22 protein-coding genes are annotated in these 17,188 nt (G+C 67.5%); 16 read left to right on the plus strand and 6 right to left on the minus strand.

The window, feature by feature from the left end; translation table 11 throughout:
- Window positions 1-256 precede the first annotated feature (256 nt).
- On the minus strand, window positions 257-1,231 hold the full coding sequence (locus J8I35_RS22310; RefSeq protein WP_209926912.1) for a quinone oxidoreductase: 975 nt from the start codon (window positions 1,229-1,231) through the stop codon (window positions 257-259).
- A 501-nt stretch (window positions 1,232-1,732) separates the two neighbouring features.
- Here J8I35_RS22310 and J8I35_RS22315 point away from each other — a divergent pair.
- Together J8I35_RS22315 and J8I35_RS22320 are read left to right on the plus strand one after the other, a co-directional pair.
- On the plus strand, window positions 1,733-2,086 hold the full coding sequence (locus J8I35_RS22315; protein ID WP_209926913.1) for a Rap1a/Tai family immunity protein: 354 nt from the start codon (window positions 1,733-1,735) through the stop codon (window positions 2,084-2,086).
- A 101-nt stretch (window positions 2,087-2,187) separates the two neighbouring features.
- Complete coding sequence (locus J8I35_RS22320; protein WP_209926915.1) at window positions 2,188-2,619, plus strand: hypothetical protein; 432 nt, start codon at window positions 2,188-2,190, stop codon at window positions 2,617-2,619.
- Window positions 2,620-2,927: 308 nt separating this feature from the next.
- On the opposite strand, the gene J8I35_RS22325 is transcribed toward J8I35_RS22320, so the two are convergent.
- Both J8I35_RS22325 and J8I35_RS22330 read right to left on the minus strand, forming a co-directional pair.
- Window positions 2,928-3,320 carry a methylglyoxal synthase gene (locus J8I35_RS22325; protein WP_050016404.1) on the minus strand — a complete coding sequence of 131 codons (393 nt, stop codon included), beginning with the start codon at window positions 3,318-3,320 and terminating at the stop codon, window positions 2,928-2,930.
- 52 nt (window positions 3,321-3,372) lie between these two features.
- On the minus strand, window positions 3,373-4,152 hold the full coding sequence (locus tag J8I35_RS22330) for an SDR family oxidoreductase (RefSeq protein WP_050016403.1): 780 nt from the start codon (window positions 4,150-4,152) through the stop codon (window positions 3,373-3,375).
- Between the two features lie 210 nt (window positions 4,153-4,362).
- Here J8I35_RS22330 and upp point away from each other — a divergent pair, with 210 nt between their 5' ends.
- The 9 genes from upp (at window position 4,363) to rng (ending at window position 12,238) form a co-directional block, all read left to right on the plus strand.
- Window positions 4,363-5,013: a uracil phosphoribosyltransferase gene (gene upp / locus J8I35_RS22335; protein WP_006478229.1), complete on the plus strand. Its 651-nt coding sequence runs from the start codon at window positions 4,363-4,365 to the stop codon at window positions 5,011-5,013.
- A 228-nt stretch (window positions 5,014-5,241) separates the two neighbouring features.
- The gene (locus J8I35_RS22340) at window positions 5,242-5,970 is read left to right on the plus strand and encodes a YebC/PmpR family DNA-binding transcriptional regulator (RefSeq protein WP_006478227.1); all 729 of its coding nucleotides are present in this window, start codon (window positions 5,242-5,244) and stop codon (window positions 5,968-5,970) included.
- Window positions 5,971-6,075: 105 nt separating this feature from the next.
- A complete protein-coding gene (gene purD, locus J8I35_RS22345) occupies window positions 6,076-7,356 on the plus strand; it encodes a phosphoribosylamine--glycine ligase (RefSeq protein ID WP_050016400.1) in 1,281 nt (426 codons plus the stop codon).
- A gap of 118 nt (window positions 7,357-7,474) precedes the next feature.
- On the plus strand, window positions 7,475-8,398 hold the full coding sequence (gene hemF / locus J8I35_RS22350; RefSeq protein ID WP_050016398.1) for an oxygen-dependent coproporphyrinogen oxidase: 924 nt from the start codon (window positions 7,475-7,477) through the stop codon (window positions 8,396-8,398).
- 14 nt (window positions 8,399-8,412) lie between these two features.
- Window positions 8,413-9,138, plus strand: coding sequence for a nicotinate-nucleotide adenylyltransferase (locus tag J8I35_RS22355; RefSeq protein ID WP_245170367.1), 726 nt, complete (start codon window positions 8,413-8,415; stop codon window positions 9,136-9,138).
- Window positions 9,139-9,142: 4 nt separating this feature from the next.
- A complete protein-coding gene (gene rsfS, locus J8I35_RS22360; RefSeq protein WP_209926917.1) occupies window positions 9,143-9,586 on the plus strand; it encodes a ribosome silencing factor in 444 nt (147 codons plus the stop codon).
- A 19-nt stretch (window positions 9,587-9,605) separates the two neighbouring features.
- Entirely contained in the window at window positions 9,606-10,076 is a 471-nt protein-coding gene (gene rlmH, locus J8I35_RS22365; RefSeq protein WP_006478222.1) for a 23S rRNA (pseudouridine(1915)-N(3))-methyltransferase RlmH, read from the plus strand.
- Between the two features lie 51 nt (window positions 10,077-10,127).
- A complete protein-coding gene (locus tag J8I35_RS22370) occupies window positions 10,128-10,760 on the plus strand; it encodes a Maf family protein (protein WP_050016392.1) in 633 nt (210 codons plus the stop codon).
- An 8-nt stretch (window positions 10,761-10,768) separates the two neighbouring features.
- Window positions 10,769-12,238, plus strand: coding sequence for a ribonuclease G (gene rng, locus J8I35_RS22375; RefSeq protein ID WP_050016390.1), 1,470 nt, complete (start codon window positions 10,769-10,771; stop codon window positions 12,236-12,238).
- Window positions 12,239-12,323: 85 nt separating this feature from the next.
- Here rng and J8I35_RS22380 read toward each other — a convergent pair whose 3' ends face one another.
- Window positions 12,324-12,704 (minus strand): DUF1493 family protein, encoded by a 381-nt coding sequence (locus tag J8I35_RS22380; protein ID WP_209926918.1) that lies wholly within the window; start codon window positions 12,702-12,704, stop codon window positions 12,324-12,326.
- Between the two features lie 2 nt (window positions 12,705-12,706).
- Window positions 12,707-12,886 carry a hypothetical protein gene (locus J8I35_RS22385; RefSeq protein WP_050016386.1) on the minus strand — a complete coding sequence of 60 codons (180 nt, stop codon included), beginning with the start codon at window positions 12,884-12,886 and terminating at the stop codon, window positions 12,707-12,709.
- A gap of 210 nt (window positions 12,887-13,096) precedes the next feature.
- Here J8I35_RS22385 and J8I35_RS22390 point away from each other — a divergent pair, with 210 nt between their 5' ends.
- The 5 genes from J8I35_RS22390 (at window position 13,097) to J8I35_RS22410 (ending at window position 16,650) form a co-directional block, all read left to right on the plus strand.
- Window positions 13,097-13,432: a 50S ribosome-binding protein YggL gene (locus tag J8I35_RS22390; RefSeq protein ID WP_209926919.1), complete on the plus strand. Its 336-nt coding sequence runs from the start codon at window positions 13,097-13,099 to the stop codon at window positions 13,430-13,432.
- 138 nt (window positions 13,433-13,570) lie between these two features.
- Complete coding sequence (locus J8I35_RS22395; RefSeq protein ID WP_209926920.1) at window positions 13,571-13,723, plus strand: hypothetical protein; 153 nt, start codon at window positions 13,571-13,573, stop codon at window positions 13,721-13,723.
- A 91-nt stretch (window positions 13,724-13,814) separates the two neighbouring features.
- Entirely contained in the window at window positions 13,815-14,786 is a 972-nt protein-coding gene (locus J8I35_RS22400; RefSeq protein WP_124554842.1) for a PRC-barrel domain-containing protein, read from the plus strand.
- Window positions 14,783-16,042, plus strand: a complete 1,260-nt coding sequence (locus J8I35_RS22405) for an MFS transporter (protein ID WP_209926921.1) — start codon at window positions 14,783-14,785, stop codon at window positions 16,040-16,042. The genes J8I35_RS22400 and J8I35_RS22405 overlap by 4 nt, the downstream gene beginning before the upstream one ends.
- A 41-nt stretch (window positions 16,043-16,083) precedes the next feature.
- A complete protein-coding gene (locus tag J8I35_RS22410; RefSeq protein WP_124631394.1) occupies window positions 16,084-16,650 on the plus strand; it encodes an FUSC family protein in 567 nt (188 codons plus the stop codon).
- 79 nt (window positions 16,651-16,729) lie between these two features.
- Here J8I35_RS22410 and J8I35_RS22415 read toward each other — a convergent pair whose 3' ends face one another.
- The gene (locus J8I35_RS22415) at window positions 16,730-17,119 is read right to left on the minus strand and encodes an RcnB family protein (protein WP_050016374.1); all 390 of its coding nucleotides are present in this window, start codon (window positions 17,117-17,119) and stop codon (window positions 16,730-16,732) included.
- Window positions 17,120-17,188 lie beyond the last annotated feature (69 nt).

Genomic DNA, 17,188 nt, shown 5'->3' on the forward strand with positions numbered 1-17,188 from the left:
CAAACCGAGGATCAGCGCGGTGAAGAGCACCAGTGCGCCGATGAAAACCCCATCCATTTTTTGTTCTCCGTCGTCGAAATCGGACGACTAGAACCTTATGGGAACGCACGTAAAGGGCGGGTCAAAGGTGTCGGGGCGGGTGTAAAAAACGCGTAAACGCGTGCGGCGGGACTGGCGCAAAACGAGGCGGGACGAGCGGCGCTGCAGCGCCGCCCGCAACAGGCGCGTGCCGGCGTCGCGCCGGCACGGGGGACGGTCAGGGAACGAGAATCGTCGAGCCGGTGGTCTTGCGTGCTTCGAGGTCGGCATGCGCGCGGCCGACTTCCGCGAGCGGGTAGCGCTGGTTGATGCTCGTCTTCACCTTGCCCGACAGAATCACGTCGAACAATTCGGTGGCCGCGGCGTCGAGATCGGCACGCTTCGCGATGTACGAGAACAGCGTGGGCCGCGTGAAGAACAGCGAGCCGCGCGACGAGAATTCCTTCGAGTCGATCGGCGGCAGCGGGCCCGACGCGTTGCCGAAGCTGACGAAGTAGCCGAGCGGCGCGAGACTGTCGAGCGAACCGACGTAGGTGTCCTTGCCGATCGAATCGTAGACGACCGGCACACCCGCGCCGTTCGTGATTGCCTTCACGCGCTGCGTGAAGTTCTCGCGCGTGTAGACGATCGGGTGATCGCAGCCGTGCGCCTTCGCGAGTTCGGCCTTCTCGTCGGAGCCGACCGTGCCGATCACGGTCGCGCCGAGCGCCTTCGCCCACTGGCACACGAGCAGCCCGACGCCGCCGGCCGCCGCGTGGATCAGGATCGTGTCGCCGGCCTTCACCGGGTACGTGCGGCGCAGCAGGTAATGCGCGGTCAGGCCTTGCAGCATCACCGACGCCGCGTCGTCGTCGCTGATCCCGTCCGGCAGCTTCACGACGCGCTCGGCCGGCATCACGCGCTCCTGCGCATACGCGCCGGGCGGCTGGCCGACATACGCGACGCGGTCGCCGGCCTTGAACGCGGTCACGCCGTCGCCGACGGCCGTCACCTCGCCCGCCGCCTCCATTCCGAGGCCGCCGGGCAGCTGTTGCGGATACAGGCCCGTGCGGAAATACACGTCGATGTAGTTGAGCCCGACCGCGTGTTGCCGGATGCGGACTTCGCCGGCCTTCGGCGCGCCGACGTCGACATCGACCCACTTCATCACGTCCGGGCCGCCCGGCTGGTCGTATCGGATTGCTTTCGGCATCGTTTTGCTCCTCTTCTGTCTGGAATCTGGAAATCCGGTTCGGCGAATGCATCGACATTGCCGCTGCGGCGATGCGCGTGAACACGGGTCGTAGCGGAGGATTCTCGCGCGTCGTGCGCGGTCGCGCAGCGCGTCGTCGCAATCCCTTCACATCGGTAGGGTTTTCGCGGGAAATGGATGGCATGGGCCGCGCATGAGGAAAACGGCGCGGTATGAGACCGGTCGCTGCCGCTCGTTTCCTTCGCTTGCGCAGTCAATGATGTTCGGCACACTTTGTAACGTTGACGTCACGTCGCTCGCGCCGCGATGGCCGAACCGGGCCGTTGGTCATTTCTCGCCTCGCGCCCCGTGCGCAAAGGATCTCCCGCGCGGTGTCGACGCGCTTTTCCCGAACCGACGAAGGTCGACGTCGATCGGCCCGACAACCGGTTCTGGCCATGGTCATTTACGAGACGACGGCCGTGCTAATTTGCCTGCTGCCCAATTCGCCCAGTCCACCCCATGAAGCTCGCGCTTGTCTGGAATGTGATCGCTTTCGCGTCGCTATCCGCAAGTATCGGCAGCGCAACCGCGGCCCCGATACCGCGTGCGGACGGCACCCGTTTGCTCGACGGCCTGAGCCGTTCCGACAACACGCCGTATGCTGGCGCCGAGCGCCACGCTATGGCCGGGTATCTGGCAGGCGTGGCCGATGCGACCGAAGGCCAGGACTGGTGCGACAACGGGCGTGTCAAACCGGGGGAAATCGATTCGGAAGTGCTCCACGATCTCGGGAAATGGCCGAGAGATGCGCTGAGGGCAAATGCGGCAGTCCTGGTCATATACGTCTTGCGACAAAAATACCCGTGCCATTAGCAGCGCCCGAAATACCGGACATTGCCTCTCACCGGAACGAACGGGTAGCTGGGCCGACTGATCACAACGTCTCGGAAGGTTGCGCTCTTAACGTTGAACACATGCTAACCATCGACACAGATGACTTTAGACTTCAAATGGAGCCCGTTGCTGCGCGACGCGACGAACCGGGAGGGCCGTATCTTGAATGGATCGATGTACGAATCCAATTGACGGTACCGAGTATCCAGGCGGAAGGGCAATGGAGTGTCATGCCCGACGAGTTGCGACAATTTCGGCAACAGATTCAATCCATTCAAACGCAGCTTCAAGCCGGGCAACGAGCGGAGCTAACTGGCGTTGAGCCGGGGTTTGAGCTGATATTGCGAACACTTGATCGACGCGCAATCGTGGGCGACTGGCGCTTTCAGCCGCCCCCTCCCGAGGGAGCATGCATCACGGGGTATTGCGGGCTGGATCAGTCCTTCTTGCCCGAACTGCTACAAGGAATCGAATCCCTTCTATCGTTCAGGGGAACGAGCAAATCACCGTAATCGAGGCCCTCGCGCGCGGATGCACGTGCCTTGGTCGACGCCGTAGTCAGCCAGCCGACGGCTTCGCCGAACGCGCAAGCGCGCTCGCCAGCTCGATTGTGTGCCAGGCCATCACGCCAAGAAGCGGTGCCGTCATGAGTGGCGCGCTGAAGCCTTCGAACCCGGCCGTTGCGTGGCAATGCACCGGCCCGCTCGCTCGACAGCGAAGCATTCGGCACGATCCGTCCGACACTCCGCGGCCGATCGCATACGACAACTTCTTGAACGAAGCTCCCGACCGCTAAAGCGCGGCGCTCTTCAACAGCTGCCTAGCAAACATCCTGCATGTTCCGCGCCAGATCGTCGAGCAGCATCCGCGCGGTCGCGACGTTGGTCGCGACCGGCACGTCGTGCACGTCGCACGCGCGCACCAGCGCGGTGATGTCGGGGTCGTGCGGCTGCGCGGTCATCGGATCGCGCAGGAATATGACAATGTCGACGCGGCCGTCGGCCAGTTCCGCGCCGATCTGCAGGTCGCCGCCAAGCGGCCCCGACAGCTTGCGCTCGACCTCGAGCCCGTGCGCGGCGGCGATCCGGCCGCCCGTCGTGCCGGTCGCCACCAGCCGGCATTGCGCGAGCGTCTCGCGATACTGGCCCGCGAGCGCGACGATCTCGTCCTTCTTCGCGTCGTGCGCAATCAATGCGATGCGGGGTTTGCTCATCTCCAGTTCCTTCGTCGTTCGGTTGTTGTCGTCGTGAATCGAAAAGCGCGGGTCAGAACGTACCCGGATACGCGCCGCCGTCGAGCAGCCAGTTCTGCCCGGTGATGTAGCCGGCATGCACGCTGCACAGGAACGCGCAGGCCGCGCCGAATTCCGCGCGCGTGCCGAGGCGCCCGGCCGGGATGTCCTTCGTGCGCCGCGCGCGCATCTCGTCGACCGACACGCCCTGCGCCTTCGCCGACGCGGCGAGCGTCGTCGCGATCCGGTCCGTGTCGAACAGCCCCGGCAGCAGGTTGTTGATCGTCACGCCCTGCCCCGCGACCTTGCGCGACAGCCCCGCGACGAAGCCGGTCAGCCCCGAGCGCGCGCCGTTCGACAGCGCGAGCACGTCGATCGGCGCCTTCACGGCCGAACTCGTGATGTTGACGATCCGGCCGAAGCCGCGGCCGATCATCCCGTCGACGGTCGCGCGGATCAGCTCGATCGGCGTCAGCATGTTGGCCTCGAGCGCGCGGATCCAGTCGTCGTGGGAGAAGTCGCGGAAGTCGCCGGGCGGCGGGCCGCCGGCATTCGTCACGAGAATGTCCGGCTGCGGGCACGCGGCGAGCGCGGCCGCGCGGCCGTCCGGCGTCGTGATGTCGCACGCGACCGCCGTGACCGACACGTTCGCGCCGGCGCGGATCTCTTCCGCGGTTTCCTCGAGCGTGTCGCGCGTGCGCGCGACGATCACGAGGTTCACGCCCTCGGCGGCCAGCGCTTCCGCGCAGCCGCGCCCGAGGCCCTTGCTCGCCGCGCACACGAGCGCGGTCTTTCCTTCGATGCCGAGATCCATCGTCGTTTCCCTGGTGGCGCGCGTGCCGGCGCGGCCCCGCGTGGCCGCCGGCGGGCGGGCGAGCGGGCGTGCGCGGCACGCGGATTGTCGTGAGACGTCGATAATATCCGGATCGCGCGGCGCGCCTTGGTAAAATTGCGGCCATGAGCGACGGCCGGCCTCGCGCCCGCCGCCGCCCCCGATCCCCTTTTGCCGCCAAGGCACCCCGTCATGAAACAGGACAGCCGTTTCCCGAACCTCTTCATCACCGATCACCCGCTGATCCAGCACAAGCTCACGCACATGCGCGACAAGGACACGTCCACGCGCACGTTCCGCGAACTGCTGCGCGAGATCACGCTGCTGATGGGCTATGAGATCACCCGCAACCTGCCGATCACGACCAAGCGGGTCGAAACCCCGCTGGTGGCGGTCGACGCGCCGGTGATCGCCGGCAAGAAGCTCGCGATCGTGCCCGTGCTGCGCGCGGGCATCGGGATGTCGGACGGCCTGCTCGACCTGGTGCCGTCCGCGCGCGTCGGTCACATCGGCGTGTACCGCGCCGAAGACCACCGCCCGGTCGAATATCTGGTGCGCCTGCCGGACCTGGAAGACCGCATCTTCATCCTGTGCGACCCGATGGTCGCGACCGGCTATTCGGCCGTGCATGCGGTCGACGTGCTCAAGCGCCGCAACGTGCCGGCCGCGAACATCATGTTCGTCGCGCTGGTCGCCGCGCCCGAAGGCGTGCAGGTGTTCCAGGACGCGCACCCGGACGTGAAGCTGTTCGTCGCGTCGCTCGACTCGCACCTGAACGAGCACGCGTACATCGTGCCGGGCCTGGGCGACGCCGGCGACCGCCTGTTCGGCACCAAGAACTGACGGAACCGAGCGGCCGGCGCCGCCGTGCCGCGCGGCCCGGCGCGCCGCGACGGCCGCCCTGGCCGTTCGGCCATGCGCGGCGGCCCCGAACCGGCGGTCGCCGCGTGATAAAATCACGATCCACTCGACACGCGCGGCCCCGCGGCTTCATGCCCGCCGACACGGCCGCCGATTCAACGACACATTGCAACAATCGCCCGCGCTGCGCGCCCGGGCACGGAGAAAGGTATGGCTGGTCATTCGAAATGGGCCAACATCAAGCATAAGAAGGCTGCGGCCGACGCGAAGCGCGGCAAGATCTGGACCCGCCTGATCAAGGAAATCCAGGTGGCGGCGCGCCTCGGCGGCGGCGACGTCAACTCGAACCCGCGCCTGCGTCTCGCGGTCGACAAGGCAGCCGACGCGAACATGCCGAAGGACAACGTCAAGCGCGCGATCGATCGCGGCGTCGGCGGCGCGGACGGCGCGAACTACGAAGAAATCCGTTACGAAGGCTACGGCATCAGCGGCGCGGCGATCATCGTCGACACGCTGACCGACAACCGCACCCGCACGGTCGCGGAAGTCCGCCACGCGTTCTCGAAGTTCGGCGGCAACATGGGCACCGACGGCTCGGTCGCGTTCATGTTCGATCACGTCGGCCAGTTCCTGTTCGCGCCCGGCACGTCGGAAGACGCGCTGATGGAAGCCGCGCTCGAAGCCGGCGCGAACGACGTGAACACGAACGACGACGGCTCGATCGAAGTGCTGTGCGACTGGCAGGCATTCTCGGCGGTGAAGGACGCGCTCGAAGCCGCGGGCTTCAAGGCCGAACTCGCCGAAGTGACGATGAAGCCGCAGAACGAAGTCGAATTCACCGGCGACGACGCGGCGAAGATGCAGAAGCTGCTGGACGCGCTCGAGAACCTCGACGACGTGCAGGACGTGTATACGAACGCCGTCATCGTCGAGGAATGAGATGCCGGCCGCCGTGCGCAGCGTTGCGGCGGCGGCCCGACCGATTTCGCGGCCGGCGCGCCTGAGCGTGCCGGCCGCCCTGTTTTCTAGTCTGCGGGGAATCCCATGAAACTACTCGTCGTCGGTTCCGGCGGCCGCGAACATGCGCTGGCGTGGAAGCTCGCGCAGTCGCCGCGCGTCCAGATGGTCTACGTCGCGCCGGGCAATGGCGGCACGGCGCAGGACGAGCGTCTGAAGAACGTCGACATCACGGCGCTCGACGAACTCGCCGATTTCGCGGAACGCGAAGGCGTCGCGTTCACGCTCGTCGGGCCGGAAGCACCGCTCGCGGCCGGCATCGTCAACCTGTTCCGCGCACGCGGCCTGAAGGTGTTCGGCCCGACCCGCGAAGCCGCGCAGCTCGAAAGCTCGAAGGATTTCGCGAAGGCGTTCATGAAGCGCCACAACATTCCGACGGCCGACTACGAAACCTTCGCCGACGCGGCCGCCGCCCACGCGTACATCGACGCGAAGGGTGCGCCGATCGTCGTGAAGGCCGACGGCCTCGCGGCCGGCAAGGGCGTCGTCGTCGCGATGACGCTCGAAGAGGCCCATGCGGCCGTCGACATGATGCTGTCGGGCAACAAGCTCGGCGATGCCGGCGCGCGCGTCGTGATCGAGGAATTCCTCGATGGCGAGGAGGCGAGCTTCATCGTGATGGTCGACGGCAAGCACGCGCTGGCGCTGGCGTCCAGCCAGGACCACAAGCGCCTGCTCGACGAAGATCGCGGCCCGAACACCGGCGGCATGGGTGCATATTCGCCCGCGCCGATCGTCACGCCGCAGATGCACGCCCGCGTGATGCGCGAGATCATCATGCCGACGGTACGCGGGATGGAGAAGGACGGCATCCGCTTCACGGGCTTCCTGTACGCGGGCCTGATGATCGACAAGGATGGCAATCCGCGCACGCTCGAGTTCAACTGCCGGATGGGCGACCCGGAAACGCAGCCGATCATGGCGCGCCTGAAGAGCGATTTCTCGAAGGTCGTCGAGCAGGCGATCGCGGGCACCCTCGACACGGTCGAGCTCGACTGGGATCGCCGCACCGCGCTCGGCGTCGTGCTGGCCGCGCACGGTTACCCGGACGCGCCGCGCAAGGGCGACCGCATCAACGGCATCCCGGCCGAGACCGAACAGGCCGTGACGTTCCATGCGGGCACGACGCTCAATGACGGCGACAAGCTCGTGACGTCCGGCGGCCGCGTGCTGTGCGTGGTCGGCCTCGCCGATTCGGTGCGCGAAGCGCAGCAGCATGCGTACGACACGATCAACCAGATCAATTTCGAAGGCATGCAGTACCGCCGCGACATCGGCTTTCGCGCGCTCAACCGCAAGAGCGCGTGACGTCGCCATCGCCGCCCCGCGCCCGCGCGGCGGCGACCCGTCTGCCGGGGTTCGATAGAATGCCCGGCAGATGCTTTTTTTACGGCCCCCGCTCCGGGTGGGGGCAGCCAGTCCAGACATGACCGATTCGACCTACGACGTGGCGCGTGTGCGCACGTACCTCCAGGGCCTGCAGACACGCATCGCCGACGCGCTCGGCGCGCTCGACGGCACGCCGCTCGCGACCGACACGTGGCAGCGCGGGCCGGCCGAACGCCTGCGCGGCGGCGGCTGCACGCGGATTCTCGAAGGCGGCCGCGTGTTCGAACGCGCGGGAATCGGCTTTTCCGACGTCGCGGGCGACGCGCTGCCGCCGTCGGCGAGCGCGGCGCGTCCGCAGCTCGCGGGCCGCGGCTTCGAGGCGCTCGGCGTGTCGCTCGTGCTGCACCCGCGCAATCCGTACTGCCCGACCGTGCACATGAACGTGCGGATGCTGATCGCGACGAAACCGGGCGAAGACCCCGTGTTCTGGTTCGGCGGCGGCATGGATCTGACACCGGTTTACGGCTTCGAGGACGACGCGCGGCATTTCCACCAGACCTGCAAGGATGCGCTCGACCCGTTCGGCGCCGAGCTCTACCCGCGCTTCAAGCAATGGTGCGACGAATATTTCTTCCTGAAGCACCGCAACGAAACGCGCGGCATCGGCGGGATCTTCTTCGACGATTTCTCGGAACCCGGTTTCGAACGCTCGTTTGACATGATGCAAAGCGTCGGCGATGCGTTCCTGCACGCTTACCTGCCGATCGTCGAGCGCCGCGCCGAACTGCCGTACGGCGAGCGCGAACGCGACTTCCAGGCCTACCGCCGCGGCCGCTACGTCGAATTCAACCTCGTGTTCGACCGCGGCACGCTGTTCGGCCTGCAAAGCGGCGGCCGGACCGAGTCGATCCTGATGTCGATGCCGCCGGTCGCGAACTGGCGCTACAACTGGCAACCCGAGCCGGGTTCGCCGGAAGCGCGCCTTTACAGCGACTTCCTCGTGCCGCGCGACTGGGTCTGAGCCCGCGCGTGCCGCTGCCCCAACGAAAGGACGCGTTTCTGGACACCACCGCCCGCCCCGCCCCGCTGCCGCGTCGTATCGGCTTGCTGGGCGGCACCTTCGACCCGATCCACGACGGTCATCTCGCGCTCGCGCGCCGGTTCGCCGCGCTGCTCGACCTGACCGAACTCGTGCTGCTGCCCGCCGGACAGCCGTACCAGAAGCGCGACGTGTCGGCCGCCGAGCACCGGCTCGCGATGACGCGCGCGGCCGCGGATTCGCTCGTGCTGCCGGGCGTGACCGTGACCGTCGCCACCGACGAGATCGAGCACACCGGGCCGACCTACACGGTCGAGACGCTCGCGCGCTGGCGCGAGCGGATCGGCCCGGATGCGTCGCTGTCGCTGCTGATCGGCGCCGACCAGCTCGTGCGCCTCGATACGTGGCGCGACTGGCGCACGCTGTTCGACTACGCGCACATCGGCGTGTCGACGCGCCCGGGCTTCGAACTCGGCGCGGCGCCGCCGGACGTCGCGCGGGAGATCGCCGCGCGGCAGGCCTGCGCCGACGTGCTCAAGGCCACGCCGGCAGGCAGCCTGCTGATCGATACGACCCTTTCGTTCGACATCGCCGCGACCGACATCCGCGCGCACCTGCGCGCATGCATCGCACGCCATGCGCAAATGGCCGACGCGTCGGCCGAACATGTGCCGGCCGCCGTATGGGCCTATATTCTTCAACATCGCCTCTACCATTCCTGAATCCATGGATATTCGCAAACTGCAGCGCGTGATCGTCGACGCCCTCGAAGACGTCAAGGCGCAAGACATCAAGGTGTTCAACACCAGCCACCTGACCGAACTGTTCGACCGCGTCGTCGTCGCGTCGGGCACCTCCAACCGACAGACCAAGGCGCTCGCGTCGAACGTGCGCGACAAGGTCAAGGAAGCCGGCGGCGACGTCGTCAGCTCCGAAGGCGAGGACACCGGCGAATGGGTGCTGGTCGACTGCGGCGACGCGGTCGTGCACATCCTGCAACCGGCGCTGCGCCAGTACTACAACCTCGAGGAAATCTGGGGCGACAAGCCCGTGCGGATGAAGCTCGGCGGCGGCAAGGGCAACGGCTTCGCGACGGCCAGCGAAGACGACGACGAGGAAGAAGCCGCGCCCGCACGCCCGGCGCGCAAGACGGCGGCCCGCCGCCGCTGAGTCGCAGCGAGTCGTCCCGATGAAGCTTTTCATCCTCGCGGTCGGCCACAAGATGCCGGGCTGGATCGCATCCGGCTTCGACGAATACACGAAGCGGATGCCGCCCGAACTGCGCATCGAGCTGCGCGAAATCAAGCCTGAACTGCGTTCGGGCGGCCGCAGCGCCGAAAGCGTGATGGCCGCCGAGCGGCAGAAGATCGAGGCCGCACTGCCGAAGGGCGCGCGCCTCGTCGCGCTCGACGAGCGCGGCCGCGACTGGACCACGATGCAGCTCGCGCAGGCGCTGCCCGGCTGGCAGCAGGACGGCCGCGACGTCGCGTTCGTGATCGGCGGCGCTGACGGGCTCGATCCGGACCTGAAAGCGCGCGCCGACGTGCTGCTGCGCATTTCGAGCATGACGCTGCCGCACGGCATGGTGCGCGTGCTGCTCGCCGAACAGCTTTACCGGGCGTGGAGCATCACGCAGAATCACCCCTACCACCGCGCATGACGTGTCGTCCTCGAGACGCGCGCCACGCGCGCCTAACGAGATAACGACACCATGCCGTCCAGCACGTCCCCCGCGCTTTTCCCGATCCTTTACCTCGCCTCGCAAAGCCCGCGCCGCCAGGAGCTGCTGCTGCAGATCGGCGTACGCTTCGAGCTGCTGCTGCCGCGCCCCGACGAGGACGCCGAGGCGCTCGAGGCCGAGCTGCCCGGCGAAGCCGCCGACGCGTACGTGCGGCGCGTGACCGTCGCGAAGGCCGAGGCCGCGCGTGCGCGCCTCATCGCGAGCGGCAAGCCGCCCGCGCCGGTGCTCGTTGCGGACACCACGGTGACCATCGATGGCGCGATCCTCGGCAAGCCGGCCGACGCCGACGATGCGCTCGCGATGCTCACCCGCCTCGCGGGCCGCGCACACGAAGTCCTGACCGCCGTCGCCGTGATCGGCGCCGACGGCGAACTGCTGCCGCCCGCGCTGTCGCGCTCGTCGGTACGCTTTTCAAACGCATCGCGCGACGCGTTCGCGCGCTACGTCGACACCGGCGAGCCGTTCGGCAAGGCCGGCGCGTACGCGATCCAGGGCCGCGCGGCCGAATTCATCGAGCGAATCGACGGATCCCATTCAGGTATCATGGGTCTGCCCCTTTTTGAGACTGCCGCGCTGCTGCGTACCGCACGCGTCGCCTTCTGAACCGCACCATGAACGAAGAAATCCTGATCAACCTCACGCCGCAGGAAACGCGCGTCGCACTCGTCCAGCAAGGTGCGGTGCAGGAGCTTCACGTCGAGCGGACGCTGTCGCGCGGACGGGTCGGCAACATCTATCTCGGCAAGGTCGTGCGCGTGCTGCCCGGCATGCAGTCGGCGTTCATCGACATCGGCCTCGAGCGCGCGGCGTTCCTGCACGTCGCCGACATCTGGCATCCGCGCCTCGCGGGCGAGCCGCAGTCGGGCGCACCGCACCAGCCGATCGAGAAGATCGTGTTCGAAGGCCAGACGCTGATGGTGCAGGTGATCAAGGATCCGATCGGCACGAAAGGCGCGCGGCTGTCGACGCAGGTCAGCATCGCGGGCCGCACGCTCGTCTACCTGCCGCAGGAGCCGCATATCGGCATCTCGCAGAAGATCGAGAGCGAGGCCGAGCGCGAGGCCGTGCGCGCGCGCCTGACCGCCGTGATCCCGCCGGACGAGAAAGGCGGCTACATCGTGCGCACGATCGCCGAGGATGCGACCTCCGACGAACTGGCCGGCGACGTCGCGTACCTGCGCAAGACCTGGGCGACGATCGTCGCGCAGGCGCAGCGGCTGCCGGCGACGAGCCTGCTGTACCAGGATCTCGATCTCGCGCAGCGCGTGCTGCGCGATTTCGCGAACGACGACACGACGCGCATCCAGGTCGATTCGCGCGAGACCTACCAGCGCCTGTCGGAATTCGCGGGCGAGTTCACGCCGGCCGTGAGTCCGAAGCTGCATCACTACACGGGCGAGCGGCCGCTGTTCGACCTGTACAACATCGAGACGGAGATCCAGCGCGCGCTGTCGCGCCGCGTCGACCTGAAGTCGGGCGGTTACCTAATGATCGACCAGACCGAGGCGATGACGACGATCGACGTGAACACGGGCGGCTATGTCGGCGCGCGCAACTTCGACGACACGATCTTCAAGACCAACCTCGAGGCCGCGCACACGATCGCGCGGCAGCTGCGGCTGCGCAACCTCGGCGGGATCATCATCATCGACTTCATCGACATGGAGAACGCCGAGCATCGCGACGCGGTGCTGTCCGAGCTGAAGAAGGCGCTGTCGCGCGACCGCACGCGCGTGACGGTCAACAGCTTCTCGCAGCTCGGACTCGTCGAGATGACGCGCAAGCGCACGCGCGAATCGCTCGCGCACGTGCTGTGCGAACCGTGTCCGACCTGCCAGGGCAAGGGCCAGGTGAAGACGTCGCGCACCGTGTGCTACGACATCCTGCGCGAGATTCTGCGCGAGTCGCGGCAGTTCAACCCGCGCGAATTCCGCGTGATCGCCGCGCAGCAGGTGATCGACCTGTTCCTCGACGAAGAATCGCAGCATCTGGCAATGCTGATCGACTTCATCGGCAAACCGGTGTCGCTGCAGGTCGAGTCGAATCTGAGCCAGGAGCAGTACGACATCGTGCTGATGTAACGGTGGGCTCGTGCAAGGTTGTGCGAAGCGTGCCCGGCGCGGCGCGGATTTCGCGCAACCTCGACCTGCATGTATCGTCGAATGGCTATTCGTCGTCGGGCGCTTCCCGGGCGAAGCGCTCGATCGCTTCGGTATCCCATCGGCCGAGACGCATCGCTTCTTCCAGCATGGCGAGTGTAAGTGGCACGCGCGGCGGCTTACGGTAACGCTCCGAAAACAGCGCGAGAAACGTCGTCACCATGTCTTGGCCCTCAGGACCGAAATAGCGGTCGTAAGGAAACTCGGAGGCCTGCACACCGAATGTTTCTGCCCATTTGTCGATGAACTCGACTGCGTCGAGTCCCGTCACGCCCAGATCGTCTTCGAGGCGGGACGATGGTTCGATCCTCAACTGACCGCCGAACAGCGGTCGACCAAGCTCTTCGCGTGCAAATGAGGCCAGCTTTTCCCACGTATCGGTCGGCACGATCAGAACACCCTGGCTTCTGGTTTGGCCACGGCGTTACACCGGCGCACCGTGCTGAACATGATGACTGCTCGCGGCGTGAGATCCTCGCGCCCCTCGTACGCATAGCGATTGTTCGACATACGGCCCTCGTGGTTGTTCGAATGACCGCAGACCTTAGCAAAGCCGAACACGCTCGCCATCCCTGTATCATTCGGTCAAGCGTGTAATAGGCCGCTTGACCAGGCCGCACGGCGAAAGGCGCATCGCGCAATTGTTTAAGAACAGTTTCGGGAACGGTCCCGCGATACGCCCTCTTTCGCCTCCAGCCTCGCCCATGCCGCACGTCGACAGGGTGCGCGCGCCATCCGCCGCGCTATCCTTTCCCACCTCTCGTTCACTCGTCACACACCATGAGCACACGCCACAACCGCCGCCAGCGCAAGAAACTCCACATCGGCGAATTCCAGGAACTCTCGTTCAACGCCACCGCGCATTACCGCAACGACATGACCGACCTCGAGCGCGGCCAGTTGATCGATGCGTTCATCGACTTCGTCGAAGCGAACGGGCTGCTGACCGTCGCGTCCGCGGACGAAGGCATCGGCGCGTACGTGATCTCCGGCGCGCCGCGCGGCACGACGACCGACGCCGATCGCGAGCTCGTGCGCGGGTGGCTGGCCGCGCGTCCGGAGCTGAAGGACGTCCAGGTCAGCGAATTCGCCGACGCGTGGTATCCGGACGCCTGATCTCCCGGTTTGACGCTGCCTTCAGGCAGCGCCCCGCCACCACGGCGGGCCAGGTCGACGTCGTTTCTGCAGAATGATCATGATGGCCGCTGGCGTTGCGGCGCTCTCGTTGCTGTCCGCGTGCGGCAGCTCGGCGCGTTGAGCCAACGCACCGACGGTAGCAGCGCCGGCGCCCGCATCGTCGTCGATCAGTCGCCGGAGCCGCCCGCGACGGCCTCCGATCCCTTCCTTTTCCCGACGGTCCGCCTGCAACCCGCCATCGAAATCGGTCCTGAAAGCAAGACACGTTAAACTCTCACCCTCGCGTGGTGCGCCGCCCGCACCCGCCATCCATCGCCAGCCGCGTGCCCTCGGGCCGCCCCGACCCATGGAGTGAGTGTCAATGAGCGGCGGACTCCCGTTTCCCGCATCCCGCAAGTCGTTGCCGTCCTCGACGGTCTTCCTGATCGTCGCCGCCGCCGCGCTGCTGTCCGGCTGCGGGCTGCTGCCGGTCCAGAACCCGCCCGCGCCGATCAGCGAGGCGCTCGTCGAGCCTGTCGAGGAAACCGCCGGCGAGCCGCTGACGATGCCGCCGGTGCCCGCGCCGACGCAACCGGAGGAACCGGAAGCGCCGAAGAAGCCGCACCGCGAAGTGGCACGGCCGAAGCCCGTGCAGCGCCCCGAATCGCCGACCCCGCCGCCGCCTCCGCCCCCGCCGCTCGTCGCGACGCGCGCGCTCGACCGCACCCAGATCCATGCGCTGCTCGACAGCGAAGTCGCGCGCCGCAACGGCAAGGTGGTCGGCCGCGCGGTCGACATGGTGGTCGACGCGGGCGGCAAGCCGCGCGAGATGATCGTCAACCTGCAAGGCTTCATGGGGATCGGCGACCGCAAGGTCATCTTCCCGTGGAACGTGTTCCGCTTCACGCCGGGCGGCAAACAGGAGCCGATCGTGCTCGACGTGCCGTCGGGCGACCTGCCGCCGGCCGCGCGGCCGAAGGCCGTGCCGCTGTCGGGCTCGGCTGCGGCGTCGCCGGCGACGCGGCTGCCGATGCTCGACAGCGATGTCGAACGCCCGAACGGCACGAAGATCGGCCGGATCGTCGACGTGCTGATCGACCGCGGCGCGCAACCGCAGGCCGTCGTGCTCGACCTCGGCGGGCTCGTCAATACCGACCGCCGTTCGATCGCCGCGAGCTGGGGCGCGCTGCGCTTCGTCACGCGCGACAAGGCGCTGCACCCGCAGCTCGACCTGAACGACGCGCAGATCAAGGCAGCGCCGCCGTACGCGGCCGACAAGCCGATCGTCGCGGTTTTCCCGCCCGTTGCCCCGGCGGCAGCGGTGCCGGCTTCGTCTGCGAGTGCCACCCGATGACGATCAAGCATTCCGTCAGCGTTCGCAGTCTCCGGGCCCTCGACTGGCTCAACTTTTTCGTTGCAAACGTTCAAACCGGGTTCGGTCCGTTCATCGCGTCCTACCTCGCGTCGCACAAGTGGACGCAGGGCGAGATCGGCATGGTGCTGTCGATCGGCACGATCAGCGCGATGGTCAGCCAGGTGCCGGGCGGCGCGGCCGTCGATGCGCTGAAAAACAAGAAGGGCGCGGCCGCGTGGGCGATCGCGGCCATCATCCTGTCCGCGGTGCTGCTCGCGTCGAGCCCGACGATCGTGCCGGTAATCGCCGCCGAGGTGTTCCACGGTTTTGCGAGCTGCATGCTGGTGCCGGCGATGGCCGCGATCTCGTTCTCGCTCGTCGGCCGCGCCGACCTCGGCGACCGGCTCGGCCGCAACGCGCGCTGGGCGTCGATCGGCAGCGCGGTCGCGGCGGGCCTGATGGGGCTCACCGGCGAATACTTCTCCGCGCGCGCGGTGTTCTGGCTGACCGCCGTGCTGGCGCTGCCCGCACTGTTCGCGCTGGCGATGATCCAGCCGACGCACCAGGTGATTCCGCAGTCGTCGAAGCCTGACGACGTCGACGAAGCCGGCGAGCGCGAAACGCTGCTCGAACTGCTGCGCGATCGCCGGATGCTGATCTTCGCGGCCTGTGTCGTGCTGTTCCACCTGTCGAACGCCGCGATGCTGAACCTCGCGGCCGGCGAAGTCACGGCCGGGATGGGCGAGAACGTGCAGCTCGTGATCGCCGCGTGCATCATCGTGCCGCAGGCGATCGTCGCGATGCTGTCGCCGTGGGTCGGCCGTTCCGCGCAGCGCTGGGGGCGCCGGCCGATCCTGCTGCTCGGCTTCTCCGCGCTGCCGGTGCGCGCGTTGCTGTTCGCCGGCGTCAGCAGCCCGTACCTGCTCGTGCCGGTGCAGATGCTCGACGGCATCAGCGCGGCGGTGTTCGGCGTGATGCTGCCGCTGATCGCGGCCGACGTCGCGGGCGGCAAGGGCCGCTACAACCTGTGTATCGGGCTGTTCGGGCTCGCGGCCGGGATCGGCGCGACGCTCAGCACGGCCGTGGCCGGCTACGTCGCCGATCACTTCGGCAACGCGGTCAGTTTCTTCGGGCTCGCCGCGGCAGGCGCGCTCGCGGTGCTGCTGGTCTGGTTCGTGATGCCCGAAACGCGCGTCGACAACGGCGACGCGACAGCCGACGAACCGGCGCCCGCCTCGCCCGAACAGGCGCATTGACGGCGGCGCGCCGCCGCTACCCGCTTCTTGGCCGATGCACGATGGATACGATCAGGACACTCAACGAAGCCCGCCAGCAGATCCAGCAGTCGATCTTCGATCTGTTCAAGGGGCTGTCATTCAGCGAGCGGCTCGCGCAAGGCGGGCTGATGGCGGTGCAGGCCGTGTGCGGCGCGTGCCTCGCGTATGCGATCGGCCGCGCGGTGCATAGCGAGCAGGCGGTGTGGGCGGCGATCACCGCGATCGCCGTCACGCAGCACAACTACTCGGACACGATGTCGCTGTCGCGCGACCAGTTCATCGGTGCGATGGTCGGCGGCGCCCTGGGCTTCGCCGGTGCGGCGTTGGGCGGCGATCGCCTCGTTGCGTATGCGATCACGGTCGCGGTCGTGATCGTCTGCTGCTGGTGCCTGAACATCGGCAGCGCGGCACGGCTCGGCGGCGTGACCGCGACGATCGTGCTGCTGTTCCCCGGCAACGGCCCGCTGTGGGACGTTCCGCTGATCCGGTTCGGCGAAGTGACGCTCGGCACGGTGTGCGCGCTGGGCGTGTGCTGGGCGATGTCGAGCATCGAGCGGCGCTGGTTCCGCCGCGCGGCGGCAAAGTAACGCGGCGCCGGGCAACGCGCCCGGCAGCCGGATGAACGATCGGAACGCTGCGTGACGGTGACGGGGACAGGCCGGGCGGTTACGGACCGACCCGCAGCACGATGCCCGAGCCGATCTGCACGAGCAGGTAGTCGCCGCCGACGCCGACCCAGTGATAGCCGCGCGGCGGCGCGCTCAGGTGATAGCCGCGCCAGTCGTCGACCACGTATTGACGATCGCGGAATTCGTCCGGCAGCCGGTCGCCCTTGTGCCAGTCGCGGCGCGGCCCGTCGGCCCAGCGCGGCGGCACGTCGTCGCGATGCATCGCGTGGCCGGGCGGCACATGTTTCGGGCCATGCCCGCGATGCATGCCGGGGCCGCCGTGGTCATCGCGATTGCCGTGGTTGCCGTGATCCTGCGCCATCGCCGTGGTGGCGGCGCAGCCGGCCGCGATCAGGGCGGCCAGCATCGTGCCGTGCATCCTCTTCATTGTCCTTCCCTCCGTGGTGTCACGTCGAACAAGAAACGACCGGGACTGCCCGATGAAGACTAGCACACG

Origin of the sequence: Burkholderia sp. CpTa8-5 (genome assembly GCF_017815045.1) — a bacterium.
Taxonomy (GTDB): domain Bacteria; phylum Pseudomonadota; class Gammaproteobacteria; order Burkholderiales; family Burkholderiaceae; genus Burkholderia; species Burkholderia sola.